The 20,272-nt window shown below is 33.6% G+C and carries 20 protein-coding genes and 4 pseudogenes; 4 read left to right on the forward strand and 20 right to left on the reverse strand.

Annotated elements, in window-relative coordinates; translation table 11 throughout:
* Positions 1 to 36: 36 nt before the first annotated feature.
* From JFU18_RS04640 to JFU18_RS04655, 4 genes are all read right to left on the reverse strand, one after another.
* Positions 37 to 879, reverse strand: a complete 843-nt coding sequence (locus JFU18_RS04640; RefSeq protein WP_201033724.1) for a DegV family protein — start codon at positions 877 to 879, stop codon at positions 37 to 39.
* Between the two features lie 153 nt (positions 880 to 1,032).
* Complete coding sequence (locus tag JFU18_RS04645) at positions 1,033 to 1,284, reverse strand: DUF2535 family protein (RefSeq protein WP_201033118.1); 252 nt, start codon at positions 1,282 to 1,284, stop codon at positions 1,033 to 1,035.
* Positions 1,285 to 1,612: 328 nt separating this feature from the next.
* The gene (gene tatC / locus JFU18_RS04650; RefSeq protein ID WP_201033723.1) at positions 1,613 to 2,353 is read right to left on the reverse strand and encodes a twin-arginine translocase subunit TatC; all 741 of its coding nucleotides are present in this window, start codon (positions 2,351 to 2,353) and stop codon (positions 1,613 to 1,615) included.
* Positions 2,354 to 2,406: 53 nt separating this feature from the next.
* On the reverse strand, positions 2,407 to 2,586 hold the full coding sequence (locus JFU18_RS04655; protein WP_002012719.1) for a twin-arginine translocase TatA/TatE family subunit: 180 nt from the start codon (positions 2,584 to 2,586) through the stop codon (positions 2,407 to 2,409).
* 209 nt (positions 2,587 to 2,795) lie between these two features.
* Here JFU18_RS04655 and trhA point away from each other — a divergent pair, with 209 nt between their 5' ends.
* The gene (gene trhA / locus JFU18_RS04660; protein WP_002085872.1) at positions 2,796 to 3,452 is read left to right on the forward strand and encodes a PAQR family membrane homeostasis protein TrhA; all 657 of its coding nucleotides are present in this window, start codon (positions 2,796 to 2,798) and stop codon (positions 3,450 to 3,452) included.
* Between the two features lie 37 nt (positions 3,453 to 3,489).
* On the opposite strand, the pseudogene JFU18_RS04665 reads toward trhA, so the two are convergent.
* The 5 genes and pseudogenes from JFU18_RS04665 to JFU18_RS04685 form a co-directional block, all read right to left on the reverse strand.
* Positions 3,490 to 4,210, reverse strand: a pseudogene (locus tag JFU18_RS04665) (lysophospholipid acyltransferase family protein).
* 111 nt (positions 4,211 to 4,321) lie between these two features.
* Positions 4,322 to 4,957, reverse strand: coding sequence for an FMN-dependent NADH-azoreductase (locus JFU18_RS04670; protein WP_002012622.1), 636 nt, complete (start codon positions 4,955 to 4,957; stop codon positions 4,322 to 4,324).
* Positions 4,958 to 5,197: 240 nt separating this feature from the next.
* Positions 5,198 to 7,183, reverse strand: a complete 1,986-nt coding sequence (pbpC, locus tag JFU18_RS04675; RefSeq protein WP_201033116.1) for a penicillin-binding protein 3 — start codon at positions 7,181 to 7,183, stop codon at positions 5,198 to 5,200.
* 154 nt (positions 7,184 to 7,337) lie between these two features.
* On the reverse strand, positions 7,338 to 7,826 hold the full coding sequence (locus JFU18_RS04680; RefSeq protein ID WP_002031690.1) for a dihydrofolate reductase: 489 nt from the start codon (positions 7,824 to 7,826) through the stop codon (positions 7,338 to 7,340).
* A gap of 19 nt (positions 7,827 to 7,845) precedes the next feature.
* Positions 7,846 to 8,802, reverse strand: coding sequence for a thymidylate synthase (locus JFU18_RS04685; protein WP_002065184.1), 957 nt, complete (start codon positions 8,800 to 8,802; stop codon positions 7,846 to 7,848).
* A 198-nt stretch (positions 8,803 to 9,000) separates the two neighbouring features.
* Between JFU18_RS04685 and JFU18_RS04690 the strand changes: the two genes are divergently transcribed.
* Positions 9,001 to 10,458 carry a serine hydrolase gene (locus tag JFU18_RS04690; protein WP_201033721.1) on the forward strand — a complete coding sequence of 486 codons (1,458 nt, stop codon included), beginning with the start codon at positions 9,001 to 9,003 and terminating at the stop codon, positions 10,456 to 10,458.
* A gap of 51 nt (positions 10,459 to 10,509) precedes the next feature.
* On the opposite strand, the gene JFU18_RS04695 is transcribed toward JFU18_RS04690, so the two are convergent.
* The 8 genes and pseudogenes from JFU18_RS04695 to JFU18_RS04725 form a co-directional block, all read right to left on the reverse strand.
* A complete protein-coding gene (locus JFU18_RS04695; RefSeq protein ID WP_201033114.1) occupies positions 10,510 to 11,619 on the reverse strand; it encodes an alpha/beta hydrolase in 1,110 nt (369 codons plus the stop codon).
* Positions 11,620 to 11,730: 111 nt separating this feature from the next.
* The gene (locus tag JFU18_RS04700) at positions 11,731 to 12,612 is read right to left on the reverse strand and encodes an AraC family transcriptional regulator (protein WP_201050272.1); all 882 of its coding nucleotides are present in this window, start codon (positions 12,610 to 12,612) and stop codon (positions 11,731 to 11,733) included.
* Between the two features lie 139 nt (positions 12,613 to 12,751).
* Positions 12,752 to 13,683 (reverse strand): annotated as a pseudogene (locus tag JFU18_RS04705) (aminoglycoside phosphotransferase family protein).
* A gap of 11 nt (positions 13,684 to 13,694) precedes the next feature.
* A pseudogene (locus tag JFU18_RS30630) lies at positions 13,695 to 13,843 on the reverse strand (VOC family protein); the annotation flags it as partial.
* Positions 13,844 to 13,886: 43 nt separating this feature from the next.
* Positions 13,887 to 14,423 (reverse strand): annotated as a pseudogene (locus JFU18_RS04710) (HAD-IIIA family hydrolase); the annotation flags it as partial.
* A gap of 87 nt (positions 14,424 to 14,510) precedes the next feature.
* On the reverse strand, positions 14,511 to 15,098 hold the full coding sequence (locus JFU18_RS04715; protein WP_002031682.1) for a YpjP family protein: 588 nt from the start codon (positions 15,096 to 15,098) through the stop codon (positions 14,511 to 14,513).
* Positions 15,099 to 15,380: 282 nt separating this feature from the next.
* The gene (locus tag JFU18_RS04720; protein WP_201050275.1) at positions 15,381 to 16,580 is read right to left on the reverse strand and encodes an ABC transporter permease; all 1,200 of its coding nucleotides are present in this window, start codon (positions 16,578 to 16,580) and stop codon (positions 15,381 to 15,383) included.
* Positions 16,573 to 17,283 carry an ABC transporter ATP-binding protein gene (locus tag JFU18_RS04725; RefSeq protein ID WP_201033718.1) on the reverse strand — a complete coding sequence of 237 codons (711 nt, stop codon included), beginning with the start codon at positions 17,281 to 17,283 and terminating at the stop codon, positions 16,573 to 16,575. Before JFU18_RS04725 ends, JFU18_RS04720 begins: the two co-directional genes overlap by 8 nt.
* Before the next feature lie 166 nt (positions 17,284 to 17,449).
* Here JFU18_RS04725 and JFU18_RS04730 point away from each other — a divergent pair, with 166 nt between their 5' ends.
* Positions 17,450 to 17,881, forward strand: coding sequence for a GNAT family N-acetyltransferase (locus tag JFU18_RS04730; protein ID WP_201033717.1), 432 nt, complete (start codon positions 17,450 to 17,452; stop codon positions 17,879 to 17,881).
* 29 nt (positions 17,882 to 17,910) lie between these two features.
* A complete protein-coding gene (locus tag JFU18_RS04735; protein ID WP_201033107.1) occupies positions 17,911 to 18,438 on the forward strand; it encodes an HAD-IIIA family hydrolase in 528 nt (175 codons plus the stop codon).
* Positions 18,439 to 18,493: 55 nt separating this feature from the next.
* Here the strand turns inward: JFU18_RS04735 and JFU18_RS04740 are convergent, their stop codons facing one another.
* From JFU18_RS04740 to JFU18_RS04750, 3 genes are all read right to left on the reverse strand, one after another.
* Complete coding sequence (locus tag JFU18_RS04740; protein ID WP_016094139.1) at positions 18,494 to 18,934, reverse strand: GNAT family N-acetyltransferase; 441 nt, start codon at positions 18,932 to 18,934, stop codon at positions 18,494 to 18,496.
* The gene (locus JFU18_RS04745) at positions 18,931 to 19,404 is read right to left on the reverse strand and encodes an SAM-dependent methyltransferase (protein WP_201033106.1); all 474 of its coding nucleotides are present in this window, start codon (positions 19,402 to 19,404) and stop codon (positions 18,931 to 18,933) included. The genes JFU18_RS04740 and JFU18_RS04745 overlap by 4 nt, the downstream gene beginning before the upstream one ends.
* An 88-nt stretch (positions 19,405 to 19,492) precedes the next feature.
* Positions 19,493 to 20,191 (reverse strand): aspartate/glutamate racemase family protein, encoded by a 699-nt coding sequence (locus JFU18_RS04750; protein ID WP_002065165.1) that lies wholly within the window; start codon positions 20,189 to 20,191, stop codon positions 19,493 to 19,495.
* Positions 20,192 to 20,272 lie beyond the last annotated feature (81 nt).

Genomic DNA, 20,272 nt, shown 5'->3' on the forward strand with positions numbered 1-20,272 from the left:
AAGCTACTTGAAAATTCATTTCAAGTAGCTTTTTTATTACTCTGCTAAATACATAAAACCAATTGCTCCTGGTCCTGTATGAGTACTGATAACTGGTGTTGTAAAGAAAATCTCTGATTGAGTGAATCCATTCACTTTTTCAACAGCAGCTTTTACACTTTCTGCTAAAGGAATTGCTTTAGCATGTGGAATCGCAACAGCTTTCACCACTTTCCCAGCAGTATCTTCCTCGAATAGTTTAGCCAACGTTTTTACAATCTGCCCTTGGCTACGTACTTTCGTTACCGGATTATATACGCCGCCTTCTAAACTTGCAATAGGTTTAATATTAAGTAATGAACCGATAAAAGCTTTCCCTTTACCGATACGTCCACCCTTCACTAAGTTCTCTAATGTATCTACGACAACATATAAACGAGTATTCTTTCTTACTTCATCAATACGTTTTAAAATATCTTCTAGTGAGCATTCTTCTTTTGCCATTTTTGCAGCTTCAATTACTTGATATGCTAAAGCATGTGTAATAAATTGAGAATCAACAACTGTTACTTTTGTATCTGTCATTGATGCAGCACTATTCGCTGTTGCGACAGTACCGCTCATTCCACCTGTCATATGAATGGAAAGTACTTCACTTCCATCTTCGCCTAGCTTGTCATACATTTCTACAAATGTACCCATAGCCGGTTGTGATGTTTTTGGTAATTCTTCTGATTTAATCATTTCTTCAATAAATTCATCCGGTTGCAAATCTACACGATCTAAGTATGTTTGTCCATTTACAGAAATAGATAATGGTAAAACATGAATATCATACTTCTCAATTATATCTTTTGATAAATCTGCCGTTGAATCTGTTACAATTTTAATTTTTTGCATATTATATTCTTCCCTTTCCAATACGCTCTCCCTGTTATTATACTAGCATTCCCGAGGCTTTCAACAATTTCGAATGAATTTCACCAAATTAATTATATTTTTATACCTAAAATGAAAAAGACAGAGCCTACCTAACTCTGTCCCTGCTGTGTATTATGCATTCTTTTCAAGAGTATTTGTCTTATATACATTTGAATAATCATGCCACTTCAAACAACTTTGTAAATATTCACGGAAAGAGTACGAGAATCTTGGGTTTTTATGTTTTTGAATTTTTGCAATAAATAATTGAAGACGAGACTGAATTAGAAACGCTAATGGATGCTGTGTTTGTAGGACAGGGATTTCAAATATTTTAATACAATTCCCTGTTGCATGAGTGAAATAAAAACTTTTCGTAATCACAATATCAATCCTCTTTTTCGTTGGATTTTTGAACTTCCTCCACTTTATTCTTTAACACGTTTTTTAGTGTAGGTTTCCTATGAATACTAAAATATCCTTAAGCTGCCCCATTCAGAAGTTAATACTTCATTTATATCCACCTAATTCGAACCCTGTCCTATATATCCTTTGAGACAGGAGTCTTATTATCCATATATAGCTTGATAACTTCAGTATAAACTTATAAAAATGAAAAGTTTGTCTAAATTTTGGAGATTCTATAATTTTTTCCTTCTATATATTGTATACAATTATAGCTAGAGTATAACAAATAAATTAAAAAGTGCCTTTATAACGAGGCACTTTTCGACTGTATTTCTTCTCTTTTCTGTTTTCGTTTACTAACTATCTTTGATAAAGCGATACTAATTTCATAAATACAAATAAGCGGTACCGCTACTAAACTATGTGATAAAAAATCTGGCGGCGATATACATGATGCAATTATAATCAACACGACATAAGCATATCTTCTTATTTTCTGAAGAAATTCTGCCGTTAGAAGACCTATACTCGTTAAAAACATAACAACTACAGGTAATTCAAATATAACAGCAAACGGAACTGTTAAATTTAATACGAAATGAAAATATTTTTCCGTTGTAAACATCGTATTAAACATCTCATTACCAATTGTAGTTAGGAAATGAAATAAAAATGGCATGACGATAAAATAACCGAAAGATAGGCCTGCTATAAATAATATAGACAATACCGGTATATACATTAATGTCATTTTTTGTTCATTGGGATGTAAACCTGGTTTTACAAATAACCAAATTTGTATCGTAGCAAAAGGAATTGTACAAACGATAGCAAATACTGTAGCAATCGAGAAAAAAATCCACAACACATCACTTGGACCGAGAACAGTTAATTTCATTGGTAAATCTTTTACAAGCCAAAAATAAATATCCTTCGTAAAAGTAAATCCAATAATTAAAAATAATACAAAGGATAATACTGTATATATTACTCGTTTGCGAAGCTCAACAATATGTTCTACTACGCTCATTTCCCGATCTTCCATCTCGTTCACCACACTTTATTTATCCATTCCGAGAAAAACTTTAGCATATTCTTTTATTTATTTTTTTCTTTCTCTTGAAATGCCTCATCAGTCAATTCTTTTGTTGATTTTTTAAATTCTTTTAACGTTTCCCCTAAAGCTTTCCCAATTTCCGGTAACTTTTTTGGGCCAAATAAAATTAACACTGCTACTAAAATTAAAATTAACCCTGGAAAGCCAATATTTGAAAACATTTCCCCATCCCCTTCATAAGTAGATTCCTTGTCCTACTATTCCATAAGTTCATTTTGTCAAAAAATTTCGTAAACGTCAATGTATCCGTTGTCTTTTATCGAAAAAATTCGAAAATATAATCAATTGAATATCATTTTCTATTCCTTTTGTATATGATATGGTTAAGGAAAATATAACTTATCTCAATACAGTGAAAGGAATTAACATTATGACGCAAAAAATTAAAAGAATGACCCAATTTGTAAAAGAAGAAATTGCGAATGCAATTACCCATGGTATCGGTGCCATTTTAAGCATCCCTGCCTTAATCATATTAATTATTCATGCTTCCAAACATGGCACAGCATCTGCTGTTGTTGGTTTTACCGTTTATGGTGTAAGCATGTTCCTTCTATACTTATTTTCTACACTGCTACATAGTATCCATCATCCAAAAGTAGAAAAGTTATTTACCATTTTAGATCACTCCGCCATATATTTATTAATTGCCGGCACGTATACACCATTTCTACTCATTACACTGCGTGGCCCGCTCGGTTGGACTTTACTCGCAATTATTTGGACCCTTGCGATTGGTGGAATTATTTTCAAAATCTTCTTTGTTCGTCGCTTTATTAAAACATCAACATTATGTTATATCATTATGGGTTGGCTCATCATCGTTGCCATTAAACCCCTTTATGAAAATTTAACCGGTCACGGCTTCTCACTACTATTAATAGGCGGCATTTTGTATTCTGTCGGAGCTATATTCTTCCTTTGGGAAAAGCTTCCGTTCAATCATGCCATTTGGCATCTCTTCGTACTAGGCGGTAGTACAATGATGTTTTTCTGCGTACTGTTTTATGTCTTACCCGCAGCATAAAAAAAGTTTCAGCTTGTTTAAGCTGAAACTTTTTTTATTACTTATGTAATTGAGATGCAATAATATCTTTTGTATCTTCGGGTTAACTCTTTAGCATCCATACTTGCATATTCTTCAGGTGTAATTGGCTTAGAAATCGTTACTGTTGCATGAGCTGGTTTCATACGATTTCCATTCGCTTCAAACATTTTATATGTACCATCTAACGTTACAGGTAAGATTGCTACACCAGATTTTACTGCTAGGTGAAAACTACCCGCTTTAAACTCTCCAATTTCGCCACCCTTACTTCTCGTTCCTTCAGGGAAAATTACGATAGAATGTCCATTCTTTAATAGTTCAATTCCATCTTTAATTGCCTTAAGAGATTGACGGCGATCGCTGCGGTCCATGAACACACAATTCATTAGTTCCATCCATGTTGGTACAACCGGAAACTTTTTAATTTCCGCTTTTGAAACGAATCCAATTGGCTTATTTAAGTAACCTAGTAAAACAGGAATATCCATATTACTTTGATGATTACTTACAACTAGCACCGGCTTGTCTTTTGGAACATTTTCAAGTCCCTTTACTTCTACAGTCGATCCAGTTACACCCACCATTTTCTTACCAAACCAGTTTGTTGTTTTATACACAACACTATCTTTTTCTTGCGGTGACATCGCATTTGCTTTTCTTTTTATACGCCACAACCTTGGTGTAATCGCAATTACGATTAAAATTAAATAAAAGATTTTAAAAAACGTTTGAATCATACAGAACCCCCACCTATTATCATTCCGACCTTCATTATACTAGACAAACGAAGGAAAAAGAAGAAAAAATGTCCAAACAACAAGTGTTTGGACATTTTGAAGTTTTCTATATTAGAAACGTTTTGCTAATTCGCGTGCATTTACAATTGCTGCTTCTTTAATGTCTTGTGCTTTTTCAGGATTTGCATTCATTCCTTCAACTGCAATATATTCAGTGTCTGATACACCCATGAATCCTAATACCGCATTTAAGTGATTGCGACCGAAGTCCATAGATGCGTATGCTCCTTCAGAGTAAACGCCGCCTGTAGCTTGAATATGAAGTGCTTTTTTGCCTTCTAGTAAGCCAACTGGACCATTTTCAGTATATTTGAATGTTTTACCTGCGATTGATAAGTTATCTAAGTATGCTTTCACTACTGCTGGGTAGCTGAAGTTCCACATTGGAGTCACGAATACATAACGATCTGCATGCATAAATGTTTCTAAGTTATTGTTCATTGCTGCAACTTTTTGTTGCTGATTTTCACTTAAAGTTTCGAATCCTTCGCCTGCTGCAAATTTCCCCCAAGCAGCGAATACGTCTGCATCGATTGCTGGTACAGTTGTATTGAATAAATCAATTGTTACAACTTCGTCTTGTGGATGTTCGTTTTTATACGCTTCGATGAAAGCTTCTCCTACTGCCATACCGAAAGAACCTTCTGCTGAATTTGGATTTGCTGTAATAAATAGTACTTTTGTCATTGTATTAGCTCCCTTTTACACATTTTATCTTTAATTTGAGATTTATATTTTAAAAGTAAATAACTTACCTTATGTAAGTATAATACAAAAAGTTATGTTTGATGTCAATAAAAAATAGCTACTTTTTTTCGTAAGTTAATGATTTATTTTGTTCCTTTAAAATTCAGTATATAGATATCTAGAATTCCTCATGCAAAAAGGCTATCTCTATACACTATAGAGATAGCCCTTTATTACATATTATTTTTGAAAAACATGTTTCACTTTTTCAGCTGGAATGTTACTTCCGCCTCTACCTTTTACATCTTCAATCATCATTGTAATGACCATATCTGGTGAATTTAAATCAAATGCAGCGAACCAGCCTAGTTCTTTTCCTTCGGCCTCTTTGGATACTTTTAATTCCGCTGTACCTGTTTTGCCAGCAAGAGTCATACCATCAATTTTAGCAATTTTTCCAGTACCATCTGGATCGTTAATTACTTTCGTTAAAGCCGTTTTCAATATATCTTGATTTTCTTTAGAAATCACGTTTTCTTTCCAAACTTTTGGTTGTTTATCTGTTTTAATAAGATACGGTGACGGAATCTTTCCATCATTTACAATCGGTGCATACGTTAAAGCTAAATGAAGAGGAGTCATTAAGACTTGTCCTTGTCCATATCCTGTATCTGCCATTTGAATATCATTTTTTATGCCATCATTTGCGATTTTAGAAGCTGGGAATCCGTATTCAATTGGTAATTTCTCATCGAATCCGAATTTTTTCGCCTCAGCCATAAATTTATCTTTTCCGATTTTCAAAGCTTCTTGTGCGAAATAAATATTATCCGAGTATTTCATCGCTTTATCAAAATCAATCGGATTTGCATCTTTTACACGCGTTACATAATAATTACCCCAAGAAGAATCTTTCGTCCATTTCAATCCTTCAATTTTCAACTCTTCTTTCGGATCGATTGTTTTCGTTTCAAGACCGATTGCAGCTGTAATTGGCTTAAATACAGAACCTGGTACCGATAATTGTGTAAATCGATTCGTCATCGGTTTTTTCGGGTCATTATTCCAAGCCTCGCGTTGTGCTTTTGATGTTCCTCGTGCAATTAAATTAGGATTATAAGCTGGACTACTTACAAGAGCAATTGTTTCTCCACTTTTCGGATTAATTGCCGCACTTGAACCAGCTTCTCCTTTCATTTCATTATACGTTTTTTCTTGAACAACACTATCGATAGTTAAAGTTACATTTTCTCCATCAACAGCATCTGTTTTCGCTAAATTTTTAATTTCTTTTCCTTGTGCATCCTCCATGAAGACACGGCCACCTTTTTTCCCGCGTAGCTGTTCTTCCAATACTTGCTCTAATCCAGCTTTACCAACTGGATCATCGGCTTGATAGCCTTTCTTTTGAAGCGTTTTTAAATCTTCTGCATTTACTTTTCCGATATAACCAGTAAGATGCGCTGCTGCTTCCCCTAACGGATATGTACGAACATTTACAGGTTTTGCTGCAACACCAGGTAAATCGATGTACGTATTTTGCGTTGCTCCCTCAGGCAAAATTCCAATTGGTACGAGATACCCTGGTTTTACCCATTTCGCAGCTAGTTTTTGATCAATCTCTTCTACAGACATATTTAACAACTTCGCTACTGCTTCTTTCGTTTGCGGAGCAGTTTCATCTAATTTTTCTGGAATAATTCCAATCTCAGAAGCTTTCCCATTCGTCGCAAGACCTTTTCCATTACGATCGTAAACTTCACCACGTTTTGGTTGTGTTGCCTGCATACGCACTTTACTATCTTTTGTCATGCCAGGGAAAATGAAATCAGGAGTCCAATCTATTTTCCAAGATTCTTTATCTCCATCTTTTTCTTTCACCATTTTTGCTTCATGGCCAAAAGAGATATTACCACCAACTGTATCCATACTTACTTTAAAAGGAACAGGACCTTCATCTTTTTTATCTTCTTTTACTTCTCCTGCTTCTACTTTTAAGTTTTTCACTTCAATGCCAGAATAAATTTTTTCATATTTCTCAGTGAACTCTTTCTTTGAAATATCTTTTTTTGCCTTTTCTGATAATTGATCATACATTTCTGCAAATTTTTGTTTATTCCATGCTTTTGTATATGTATCAAACGCTTCTTGTGGTTTTTCTTCTTTACCGCATCCAACTAACATGAACGTTAAGCAAAGAAAAAGAATCCCCCATATCTTTTTCAATCGATTCTCCTCCTCTTTCTATATGAATACTTTTGAAAATTTTAGCATTTTTACATGCTAGATTTCATTATAGCACTATTGAATATCATCTATAAACTTATATTAACGAATACAAATAAAAAGATTGATGTGAATTTCACATCAATCCTTCTTATTATTGTTGCTTCTCATACACATGATAATAGTACGTATACGGATTCTTTTCATCCGTTAAACCTTTTTCAACAAAAACTTCTTTCCAATTTGTCATATCCATTTCTGGGAAGAATGTATCTCCTTCAAATGCATGATGGATTTTTGTTATATATAACTTGTCTACGTAAGGTAAAAAGAGATCATAAATTTGTGCTCCGCCGAAAATAAAGATTTCCTCTTCATTTTTGCATAGTTCAAACACTTCTTCTACAGAATGTGCTACTTCACAACCTTCAACACGATACCCTTCATTACGTGTTACAATAATATTACGTCTTCCAGGCAGTGGTCTACCAATCGCTTCGTAGTTCTTTCTGCCCATAATAAGTGAATGGCCCATCGTTGTTTTCTTTACATACTGCAATTCACTTGGTAAACGCCAAGGTAAATTATTATCTTTGCCAATTACTCTATTCTCGTCCATTGCGACCATAAATGAAACAATCATTTTTTCATCTCCTCTACAATTATACTGCAACCGGTGCTTTAATTGCTGGGTGTGGATCATATCCTTCAATCGTTAAATCTTCCATTTCAAAATCAAACACAGATTTCACATCTGGATTTAATGTAAGTTTCGGGAATGGACGTGGTTCACGTGCCAATTGCTTTTCTACTTGTTCAAAATGATTCGTATAAATGTGTGCATCTCCAATTGTATGAACAAATTCTCCCACTTCAAGACCACATTCATGTGCAATTAAATGTGTTAAAAGTGAATAGCTTGCAATGTTAAATGGAATTCCAAGGAATATGTCACCGCTTCTCTGATATAACTGACAAGAAAGCTTTCCATCTGCTACATAAAACTGGAATAGCGTATGACAAGGCGGTAAAGCCATACTTGGTACATCTTCAGGATTCCAAGCAGACACAATTAGACGGCGTGAATCTGGTGTTTTCTTAATCATTTCAATTACATCTTTTAATTGATCAAGTGTCTCACCAGCTGTCGTTTTCCAAGCACGCCACTGCTTTCCGTATACGTCTCCTAAATATCCAAATTTCGTTGAGAATTCATCGTCTTCTAAAACGTTCTTTTTAAACAATTCCATTTGCTCATCGTATCGCTTCTTAAATTCCTCATCTTGTTGTGAGCGAAGACCGAAATCTGTCATATCAGGGCCAGTATACTCATCGCTTTCTACCCAGCTCTTAAACGCCCATTCATTCCAAATATTATTATTATGTTGCAATAAATAACGAATGTTTGTATCACCTTTCATAAACCAAAGCAGTTCACTTGCTACTAGGCGAAATGGCACTCTCTTTGTCGTTAATAAAGGAAATCCTTTACTTAGATCGAAACGCATTTGGTAACCAAATACAGATACAGTACCTGTCCCTGTACGATCTTCTTTCTTCGTACCGTGCTCCATTACATGACGGCATAAATTTAAGTATTCATATTCAGCATGTTTCATATGTAGGAAAACCTTCTTTCAATCTTATATGAAATTTATCATAACATGAAAAACAATAAATTTAATAATCTTGATAAATAAAAATTATTTCAGTAATTCTTACAAAATTATTAACTTTCCATATTTAAAAAGGTTTTCATTTTCTATTACCGAAAGTATAGTGCGGTAGGACAAAATTTATATTTGGAGGTTAGAAGTATGTCTAAAATTGAAACTCCTGTTATGACTTCGTTACAAACAACGGTTGAAAAAATGATGAAGGATTTAAACGTTCCTGGTGCTGCTGTAGCTGTTATAAAAGACGGTGAAGTTATTCTTTCAGAAGGTTTCGGATATCGAAATATAGAAACAAAAGAACCTGTTACACCGAGTACTCGGTTCGCAATTGGTTCCTCAACGAAAGCTTTTGGCACACTTTCATTAAGCTTATTAGCACAGCAAAAAAAGTTTAATTGGGATACTCCTGTCCAGTCTTATTTACCTAACTTCTCTTTATCTGAACTACTTGCTAGCTCACAAGTTACAGGACGAGATTTAGCTTCTCATCGAACTGGTGTAAGCCGTCATGAGGCTCTTTGGTATAGCTCTTCCTTATCTCGAAAAGACCTCGTTGAAAAAATAAGACATTTACCACTTGATGCACCGTTCCGGACTTCATTTCTATATAACAACTTAATGTATGCAACAATTAGTTATATTGTTGAAAACATTACAAATCAAACGTGGGAGCAATATGCTACAGAATATATTTTAGAACCTTTAAATATGAGACATACAAACTTCTCTGTTACAGATTCACAAACTACAAATGATTATGCTTTGCCTTACATTGAAAATGAAGATGAAATAAAAGAAGTTCCATTCCGTAACATCGATACAGTCGGCGCTGCTGGATGTATTAATTCTACAATTGAAGATATGGCAAATTGGGTACTTCTTCACTTAAACGAAGGAAAGTTTGGAGATCATGAATTAATCTCCTCTGAATTATTACAACAACTGTATACACCACATAATTCCATTCCAGATCAACCAGTTTTATCACTTCCTGAATCTCCATTAAATAGTTATGGGCTTGGTTGGTTTATTAGTGCTTATCGTGGTTATAAAATGGTTCATCATGGCGGTAATATCGATGGATTTTCAGCGTTTGTTTCATTTATGCCAAATGAAAATGTAGGTCTTGTTATATTAACGAATGCTGGAGGTACATTACTTCCTATTTATTTAGCAAACCAAATTTACGACGAGCTACTCGGATTAGAATCCATAGACTGGCATAAACGTGCTGTAGAAGATACTGAAAAAATGAAGGAAATGATGAAAGAGGCAACTGAAGCACTACCTGAAGCAACAAAAGGGACTAGCACTTCTCACACATTAGATGACTATACCGGAACTTTTGAGCACCCTGCTTATGGAACACTGAAAATATACAAACAAGATGATTCTTTACATGTACAATTTATGGAGATGGATATTCAATTAGGGCATCATCATTACGACATCTTCTCTGCAAAAGTTGATTTATTCCAAATGAAAATGAGTTTATTATTCGCTTATGAAATGAATGTGAGTGGTGAATTCCCATCTCTTCAATTGCATGTACCTGCAATGTTAAGTACCCAACCTCTTACATTTACTAAGATTGAATAGTTAATTTCATAGAGGGAAGCTTTCGCTTCCCTCTATTTTTCATCATTCTCCCTACTTTCCACTATGCTTTAATATAAAATTCCCCATTTCAATTGCTAAATCTTCACTTTGAGGATAAACACCTACGTTATCTCCATAAGCGTGCCCTAAACCTCGATAAAGGACTGTTTCGGTATCAACTCCTTTGTTAGTTAATTTAGCTGCATAAGCTAAGCATTCTATCATTAAAAAGTCATGCTCTCCTACCGTAATAAATGTACTTGGATAGTCTGGGGATACATCAACATATGGACTTAAATACTTAGAATCAATTTCTTTCGTACCCAGTACTTCTGACATACCTCCAACCATTGAATGCATAATATTAAGCATTTTTTCTAATCCTTTTTTATACTTTGGAGCAATTTCATATTTATCTATACTCCAAGAATAAAACTCATCTTCATAATCACACATATTAATTGTAGGATACAGTAGCAACTGTCCCTTCACGTACTTCCTACCATCTTCCAAATCTTTAGTTGTACAATACTGTGTTAAGTTCCCTCCTGCACTATCACCTGCCACAAAGATATTATTCTTATCACCGCCTAATGTGCCAGCATTCTCATAAATCCACTTTAAAGTAGTGTAACAATCTGTATGCCCAGTTGGAAAAGGATTTTCTGGAGCTAATCGATAATCCACAGAAACAGCTAGTATATCTGTTTTTTCCACTATCAATTTCACAAGTTCTTCTACTACATCTGGTGAACCTGCCATAAATCCTCCACCATGAATAAAATATAGAATTGGTGCATTCTCTTGTTTAGAACTACTATTATAAATTCTTATCGGAATATCAAATCCATCTCCAGCTTTCACAGTTTTATGCATAATATTAATGTCTTTAGTGACAATGGGAACACTTTTAATCGAATTAAATTGTTTCCGCATATTCTTTACTGATTTTTCAGAAGCATCCATTTTCATCATATTTTTAGGCATAAACCGCATTACATTCATTTGAACCTTCGTATCCTTATAAAGGCGTGGATCCATCGCTCCTTTTTCATCGCAATCCGGTATGTTTTTCACTAAAATTTTTGCTCCCTGTACATTGATGGTTTCTTGTTTTTCTTGCATTTTTTCTAATAAGTCTAAGTCATATTTTCTAGTCATCTAATATTTCTCCCCTCTAAATTCAAACGCTTTCATTATTCAGGATTATATAACTTCCCGTTTACTAAATAAAAATACGTTCCATGTACAAAATGTACCATGAACGTATTTTTATTGTTGTTCATATTTGATTCGATTATTGTCATTTTTTGATATGATATTTTTCCTATACTGTAATGGTGTATATCCGTATTTTTCTTTAAACTGTGAAATAAATGATTTTACATTTGGAAATCCGTGCTTTACTGCTATATCTTGTATAGAATTTGTACTATTAATAATATCTTCATAAGCTTTATAGAGCCTGTATCTCGTTAAAAAAGTGGTAAAATTTGATCCGAACGATTTTTTGAACATACGTGAAAAATGTTCTTCACTTACAAAAAAATGTTTAGCTACATCTTTCAGTTTAAGTTCTTCATCATAATGTTTATAAATATACGTAATCATTTCTTTCTGTTTATTTCCAAGTTGATAATTATTGTCTATGCTCTCTCCATCTTTGCAATATCGCAATAGAATATAAACAATTTCATAAATTAAACTATTAATTTTTATGTAACTTAAATCATCAGAATTTGTGACTAACTCCTTTAATTCATAAAATATTTGTCGGAGGTTAGTTTTCTGAACAACTGATTCTTTTATATTAAATCTATATTTATCAAAATCTCCATTTACCTCTTTAAGAAATTCATAAGAAATAATTAACATCATTACTGCACAACTTGTATTTTCAACTTTTTCGAATTCATGAACATCTCCACTATTCACAAAAATAAATTCGCCAGCGGATACTTTCTTTTTTTGCCCATTCACATACAAGAAAACTTCTCCAAATGCGACTAGGCTAATTTCAATACTTCTATGCCAGTGAGGAGGAATATAATAGTGAAAACCAGTAGGTAACATTGTGTCCTCTATATATTCAACCATTCCTGGAATTCTATCACGTAATTTTATTTCTTCATATTTACCTTGCCTGATTTTCAATAGTCCACCCCCTTTTTATATTATAAAGTAGACGTCAAGGTTTTCATTCCTTCATAAAAAACTACATATATAGTATGTAAAGAGACCGTCTCATGAGTTATTTACAAATAGCAGGTGTGAGATTTCCCACCTGCTATCCTTATTTTTTATTCATCATTTCACTATCAAACCAGATTGGCTTTGATAATTCAAAGTTTTTATGATCCTCTAAAACTATAGTAAGACGTTCTAACGTATCATCTAACATATGCGGTGCTGCTCGTAAGGACCAGACAACTGATGAGAAAACTGTCATGCCAACGTACACCGCATATAATTTCCAGAACTCCTCTGGTATTCTCCCATTAAAGTATCCTTCTATTTGTCCGATTGAATATGGAATACTAATGTCCCTTGCAAATAGTGCTATTTTTACGAAATCATGAAGTGAGTCGCCCCAGTCGTAGCCATTAAAATCAACAACACCTACATATTTCGCATCACGTACAATTATATTTTCTAAATGAAAATCATCGTGTTGAAATCGATTTGGGCGGTTCTTTAAATATTTTTCATTTTCATCTATAAACTTTATGATTTCATCATCATTTTTAATTTGTATTCCGCATGTTTTATATGCCTCTACATATTTTTGATGTTTTTTCATTGCTCTTTCATACCATGGGAGTATATCCTTAGGAGCTTCATGTGTATGCATTTTTGCTAAGTCTTTTCCTGCTGCTATACCAATATCATATTGTTCTCTTGGCGTATATGTAGGCAATAGCTTCTTAGCATCTTCTCCTTCTAAATATGAAAAAATACTATAACATAAATCTTCTTCCTCCTATATACCGAGTTCAATTGGTCTTTGAGCCTGCACGTTACGTTTTACCATTTCATTTAAAATTTGAAACTCTATTTTTTCCTATCATACTCTTTTATATCACCTGTCCGTAATAAATATTTTTTATCATCACTAGTCGTAATAATATATTTTTTATCAGGTGAGAAACCTTTAGAGATTTCTTCAATATTTGCAGCATCTTTTACTATTTGTATATTGTTTTTCCACGTTGTAATTATCTTCATGTCTATTCTCCTTACATTTCTGTATTCGGTGTATACGCACCCTCTACAATAAAGCCCTTCGGGTTATAAAAGTCTATTGTATAGTAACATCCGAATAATGATTCATTTCAATTGGACCACGTATAACCTTCACCTTATTGCCAGTAAGAAACTTTGCTACCCAAAATTCAATATGATGAATACCTGCTCAAAGTTTATTTATATTAAGAATGTGCCGCCTGTACTACTTGCACAATTTCCCCTGGCGTATTAACCATATAATCTGGCGCGTCTCCTTTTACTGTCTCAATTACGTCATACCCCCACGAAACCCAAATGACATTCACACCAGCTTTTTTACAAGCTACAATATCACGTTGTTCATCACCGACATACAACATATCTTGTTCTGTTAGCTTTTTCGACTTTAAAAATCTTTTAATCATTTTATCTTTACCAAACAAATTTTTAGAACAATACACTTCTTGAATATTTTCTATGCCATTACTATGTAAAAATGCCCTAATATGCTCTTCTGAGTTCGAAGATATAACCGCAATCCCGTAGCCTTTTTTATGTAATTCATCTAATACATCCTTCATCCCATGGAATAAAACGAGATCTTTTATGGCAGGCTGATATAATTTATAAAACTCCAGCGCTAATATCGGTAGTTTATACAGTGGTACATCGAGTTGCTTACATCTCTCTGGCATCGTTAATTTACGTAAATGCTCAATTTCTTCTTCCCCTACTCCCTTTGCTTTTTTTCCTAAACCTATATTATTCAACAACATAGTTTACCCTTTTATCAACATAAAAAAAGAACAAGATTTCTCTCGTTCTTTTTAAGACAACCATTTCGGCGGTACATTCGTATTCCAATAAATATTTCCTAACTCATGGTGTCCTGAATATCCATCATCAAAACGATGATAGTGGAAATTAAAATAATATCCATCTTGCGGTGGATGATCTCTCCTCACATGAAATCGCAGTAAGTCATTTCCTGATTTCGTGTCATAAACATGAAAAATCTTTTCATTATTTCCGCCAGCCGGTCTTTGAGAAATCGCTAATGATTGCAAAGATTCTTCTGGCACATCATTTGCAAGTTCCGCAATTGCCTCTTCAATTTTAGGTAATACAACATCTTTAAATTCATCTTCAATTACAGGCCCAATTTTAGAGCCGAATTTTTGCATAGATTGCTTCTCTGCTTCTTGCATCGCATAGTTAACAAAAGTATCGGTGGTTAACCTATCATTTGTTTCTTCATATGTATAGGACGTACTCTCCAAATTTTGTTGCCCAGCTGTGCTCGTAGGCTTGTCCGCAGCTTTGGCATTATCAAGTAATATGGAAGGAGGCGTCACTAAACCAAACGTAAATACGGTAATTAATGCGACTAAGGTTTTTCTAAACCAATTTGGCATTTATGTTCCCTCCCCTTTCACTCATTATATTTTATATAACGGTTGTTTCTTCTATTATACAAAATGATTGTAATTTTTGCACTTTACAATTTTGTTAACGTTCACATATTTTTCACTTGAATATGAAATTGTAAGATTTCATACACTATAAATACAACAACAATGAGGGGGCAATCAGATGACTTTAGATGTCGTGTACTCCGCCGCAAGCATACTCCTTTTAGTATATTTTATTTATCAGTGTGTTACAGACTAGAAAAAGAGCCATTTCCGGCTCTTTTTCTATGGTAAAAATACAATCCAACCAATGAATACTATAAAAATAACCCCAATAATTACTGCTGGTAATAAATAAAACTGAGAAAGGATGACCGTCCCGTATATGAATACGACTGGAAGGAGCAAATAACGATCCGCCTTCCACCTTAATAATAGTAATTCTCCTTCATCACAATATAAATGTAGAAACATTTTCTTCGTAAATTCATCCCAATAATCACGAGCATAGCGAGAAATAGCAACTATAGCAAATACAAGAATAATAGCTGTTATCCACTGCGGAGTCACGATAATACTTACAGTACTTATACATACAATTTGAACATAAAACATTATAGCACTACTTGTACGCAAAAATTCTTTTAAAAAAGCTTCTACAATACGCGAATCAGATTTTTTTCCTAATATCTTTTTAGAACGAGGGAACATCCACGGTTTTTTATTCGAACTACTTGGTTTAGCTGCATGACCACCAACTTGCATAATCCCTACAGTCCAGCGCATACTTTCTTCTTTTTCTTTCTCAACTTCTTTAAAAAAGAAATTTTTATAATTCATCTTTTCTTTTACTAAGACTACAGTAAGTACAGCTACTAGGCCGGTAAATAATATGAAATACAATGGATTTTTAAAAATGAAAAATACACTGATTCCAAAATAGACTAAACTTAAAGAAAATATAACATCTTTTATAATCAATAAAACCCATCGTTTCCCCACACGTACATTTATGAATCTCGTCAACAACGATAGCATAAATCGAAAAACAGTAAAGAACATCCAGAACAGTACGATTTGTATAATTGTCGCTCCCGTACTTTTCATCAATATAGGCAGCATAATGAATACTACAATTGCGTTCGTTATTGCAATCCGAATTAACGTATATATAATGCCAAGCTTCATTAATTTTCGCATATGATTTGGGTATGAAATTAAAAATAAACTATCTGCTTGTTCAAAAAATGAGCGAACTCCTCTTGAAAATGTGACAAAATAAAACGCAAGTAAACCTAACCCAAAATAAATGGTCTCTTCCATCGATAATTCTTTCATCCATAGTGAACGATAATAGATCCCCGCAAATATAAGTGCTGGAATAATAATATATAATGCTACTGTCCAATCTGTTACAGAACGAATCGCTTTCCATTTTCTTTGCAATTCATGACGTAACCTTTTATTAAACTGTTGTTTAATCATTTTGTTCCCGCCTTACAATTGCATCGAAACAATCTAACAGTGTACTTCCTGGCATTTCTGCTAACGATTGGATCGCCTCTAAATGCCCATCTGCTACTAATGTACCTTGCGAAATGAGTAAAAATCTTTCACAAATTCTTTCAGCTGTATCCAGTACGTGCGTACAAAGTAAAATTCCGGCTCCTCGCTCTTTTTCTTTATATAAGTAGTTCAAGAATTCTTTCGTAGCTACTGGATCTAAACCAATAAAAGGCTCATCAATAATATAAAAATCTGGCTCTGTTAAAAATGCTAATATAAGCATCGATTTTTGTTTCATACCTTTTGAAAACTTTGATATGTATTCGTGTATATGTTTTTCCATTCGAAACGTATGTAATAATTCCCTTGCTTTGTCCTCCCAATTTCCTACTTTACTTCCACGAGCAGCCATTAACAATTCAATATGCTCCCATAAAGTTAAATAATCATAATAAGTGGGATGCTCCGGTACATAGGCATATGGATTTTTCTTTTCACCAAACGAAATTTCACCATCCATATTGACAAGCAAACCGAGTATCGATTTAATTGTCGTACTCTTTCCTGCACCATTTGCACCAATAAGAGCCACTAACTCTCCTTTTTCAATTGCAAATGCAATATCATGAACTGTCTTTTCACCAATTTCATATCCGGCTGAGCGGATATTCACTTCTAGCATACATTCCCCTTCTTTCCATTTACAATACAATCAAGGAAAATGATAACATATCCCTCCTAATATAGTATTATATCATTTCTAAAATATTTGTTTCGGTAGCAGGAAAAAACATACTTTAACAGAATATTTAATGTTTGAAGATTTTAAAGTAAATGGGGTTGATCATATGTCAGTTCAAATTCGTGAAGCGACTATAGATGATATAGAGTCACTTTGTTCTCTTACAAAAGAATTAAAAGGATCCTCTATCTCTAATGAAGATATGAATAATCGTTTACAATTCGTAAAAATGAGCCCTTTTGATTTTTTATATGTTTATGAGGAAGAGAATACTATTTTTGGATTACTAGGATTTCGTATACGTGAAAATTTAGAAGATGTAACTCGTTATGGAGAGATTTCAATTATTAGTGTTGATTCTACAATACGTCGTAAAGGTATTGGACAAGTGTTAATGGACTACGCAGAACAATTAGCAAAAGAGCATAACTGTATTGGTACTTGGCTTGTTAGTGGAATGAACCGAAAAGAAGCACACCCCTTCTATGAAAAATTGGGCTATGAAGTGAATGGGTATCGATTTGTAAAACATTTTTAAACTACTGGTACAAAGAAAGGACTATAACTATGAAAAACATTGAAGCAATATTCATTGATCGTGACGGAACAATTGGCGGTGATACTACAATACATTATCCAGGTTCTTTCACCTTATTTCCTTTTACAAAGGAATCTTTACAAAAGTTAAAAGCTCAAAATATTAAACTATTCTCTTTTACGAATCAACCAGGTATCGCGGATGGAAAAGCAACTGCGAATGATTTTACGAAAGAATTAAAAGAGTTTGGTTTTGATGATATTTACCTTTGTCCTCATAGACATGGTGATGGATGTGAATGTCGAAAACCGAGCGCAGGTATGCTCCTGCAAGCAGCGGAAAAACATGGGCTTGATTTAACAAAATGCGCTGTAATCGGTGATCGCTGGACGGATATTGTTGCTGGGGCAAAAGTAAATGCAACGACTATATTAGTTCAAACTGGCGCTGGATATGATGCTTTACATACATTCCGAGATAAATGGGCACATATTGAACCAAATTACATCGCAGAAAACTTTGAAGACGCTACAAATTGGATTTTAAATCATCAATAAAAAAATTAAATGAGACGTCTTCACTTTGAAAACGTCTCATTTAACTATATATATTTCAAAAAGTTAATTCATAATGGAAATAACGATTATCTCTTAAATATCCATTTTCAGCATATAATCGTTGTGCTGATAAATTATCAATCTCTGTTTGTAATTTTACACCTTTTGCACCATTTTCTAATGCAAATTCTTTTGCAGCTTCTAACAATTTTTTACCTGTTCCGGCTCCGCGCTTCGCCTTTTGTACAAACAGATCATTTAAAATCCATAACTCTTTCATCGAAATAGAAGAAAATGATGGATATAGTTGCGTGAACCCGATATATTCTCCCTCTTCAACTGCCACGAAAATAATGGATTCTTTTCTCTCGATTCGATTTCGTAAAAATACTTTTGCTCCTTCAATATCGGAATCTTGTCGATAAAATACGCGATAGTTATTAAAAACAGATGCTAGTCCATCTAAATCTGCAATTGTTGCCTCATATATTCTCATTTTGTTTTATTCCCCTTCCAATACTGTTTCATAATATCCGTTACCCATTTAGGCTGTAGAATTTCTTCTTTCGGCATAAACTCTTTCATTATCGGCTTTATATCCAATATAGGGGTGCCATCAATAGCATCTAACCCCTCAACAATAATTGATTTACCTTCTCTTTTGACCACCTTTACAATTGTAGCTCCTATGCGATTCGGACGATTTTTCCCGCGCTGTGCAAAAATGCCTACTTTAGGATAATCATTATTATTTCTAGGATGTCTAGCAAAATATTGAATTTGTTCATCAGTTACTTTATGAAAATAAAAGAAAACTTCAATATGAGAAAAATCTTCAATCCCTTGTATACTTTCCTCTGTATACATATCAGTTAAAGTAATATAAGATTTTACTTCTCCCCACTCATCATCTTTTATTTCCTTTCTTTCATTATGTACAAATGCGATTGGCTGAAATGAAAACATCCGCATTCCCCCTTAAATGTAACCACTTACATTATAAAATATTTTCTGAATGTTTTCCAGACAAATGAGTTAAGTTTACATAATATAATTACAATCTATTATCTAAAGCGAAATTGACTGCTTCAATCGCATGTATATGCGTTGTATCAAATATCGGAACTGATATGTCTTCCTGCTTTATTAATAACCCTATTTCTGTACACCCTAATATTATTCCTTGCGCCCCTTTTTGCACTAACTCTTCTATAACTCTTTTATAATACTCTCTAGATTGAGATGTTATCTTTCCTAAACATAATTCTTTGTATATTACTTCATTTATTTTTTCTCTATCTTTTCCTAATGGTACTATTACTTTTATATCATTCTCTTCTATACGTGATTTATAGAAATCTTGCTCCATCGTATATTTTGTTCCAAGCAGACCAACCGATTGAATACCTTTTCTATTTATTTCTTTTGCAGTTGCATCCGCAATATGTAGTACTGGAATGTTAATATTCTCCTTTATTTTCTCAACTACTTTATGCATTGTATTTGTGCAAATGATTATAAAGTCTGCTCCTCCTTTCTGCAATGAATACGCCGTATTCCCTAATACTTCTCCTGCTCCATCCCAATCTCCGCTAGACTGGAATCGTTCAATCTCTTCAAAATTCACACTATTAATCAGACATTTTGCTGAATGTAATCCACCTAATCTACTTTTTATTTCTTCATTTAAAATTCGATAATATTCTGAAGTTGATTCCCAACTCATACCACCTATAAGACCTATCGTTTTCATAGTAAACACCTACCTAAACTATTTTTATAAAACTAATAACAATATTTTATTATGTATATTATACACAATAAAACAAGACTT

This window comes from Bacillus sp. TH22 (genome assembly GCF_016651015.1).
GTDB classification, from domain to species: Bacteria; Bacillota; Bacilli; order Bacillales; family Bacillaceae_G; genus Bacillus_A; species Bacillus_A mycoides.

Bases quoted from the DNA above. Each gene is read 5' to 3' on its own strand.
- JFU18_RS04640 (WP_201033724.1), bottom strand. From the start codon at position 879: ATGCAAAAAATTAAAATTGTAACAGATTCAACGGCAGATTTATCAAAA.
- tatC (WP_201033723.1), bottom strand. From the start codon at position 2,353: ATGGAAGATCGGGAAATGAGCGTAGTAGAACATATTGTTGAGCTTCGC.
- JFU18_RS04655 (WP_002012719.1), bottom strand. From the start codon at position 2,586: ATGTTTTCAAATATTGGCTTTCCAGGGTTAATTTTAATTTTAGTAGCA.
- trhA (WP_002085872.1), top strand. From the start codon at position 2,796: ATGACGCAAAAAATTAAAAGAATGACCCAATTTGTAAAAGAAGAAATT.
- JFU18_RS04670 (WP_002012622.1), bottom strand. From the start codon at position 4,957: ATGACAAAAGTACTATTTATTACAGCAAATCCAAATTCAGCAGAAGGT.
- JFU18_RS04680 (WP_002031690.1), bottom strand. From the start codon at position 7,826: ATGATTGTTTCATTTATGGTCGCAATGGACGAGAATAGAGTAATTGGC.
- JFU18_RS04685 (WP_002065184.1), bottom strand. From the start codon at position 8,802: ATGAAACATGCTGAATATGAATACTTAAATTTATGCCGTCATGTAATG.
- JFU18_RS04690 (WP_201033721.1), top strand. From the start codon at position 9,001: ATGTCTAAAATTGAAACTCCTGTTATGACTTCGTTACAAACAACGGTT.
- JFU18_RS04695 (WP_201033114.1), bottom strand. From the start codon at position 11,619: ATGACTAGAAAATATGACTTAGACTTATTAGAAAAAATGCAAGAAAAA.
- JFU18_RS04715 (WP_002031682.1), bottom strand. From the start codon at position 15,098: ATGCCAAATTGGTTTAGAAAAACCTTAGTCGCATTAATTACCGTATTT.
- JFU18_RS04720 (WP_201050275.1), bottom strand. From the start codon at position 16,580: ATGATTAAACAACAGTTTAATAAAAGGTTACGTCATGAATTGCAAAGA.
- JFU18_RS04725 (WP_201033718.1), bottom strand. From the start codon at position 17,283: ATGCTAGAAGTGAATATCCGCTCAGCCGGATATGAAATTGGTGAAAAG.
- JFU18_RS04730 (WP_201033717.1), top strand. From the start codon at position 17,450: ATGTCAGTTCAAATTCGTGAAGCGACTATAGATGATATAGAGTCACTT.
- JFU18_RS04735 (WP_201033107.1), top strand. From the start codon at position 17,911: ATGAAAAACATTGAAGCAATATTCATTGATCGTGACGGAACAATTGGC.
- JFU18_RS04740 (WP_016094139.1), bottom strand. From the start codon at position 18,934: ATGAGAATATATGAGGCAACAATTGCAGATTTAGATGGACTAGCATCT.
- JFU18_RS04745 (WP_201033106.1), bottom strand. From the start codon at position 19,404: ATGTTTTCATTTCAGCCAATCGCATTTGTACATAATGAAAGAAAGGAA.
- JFU18_RS04750 (WP_002065165.1), bottom strand. From the start codon at position 20,191: ATGAAAACGATAGGTCTTATAGGTGGTATGAGTTGGGAATCAACTTCA.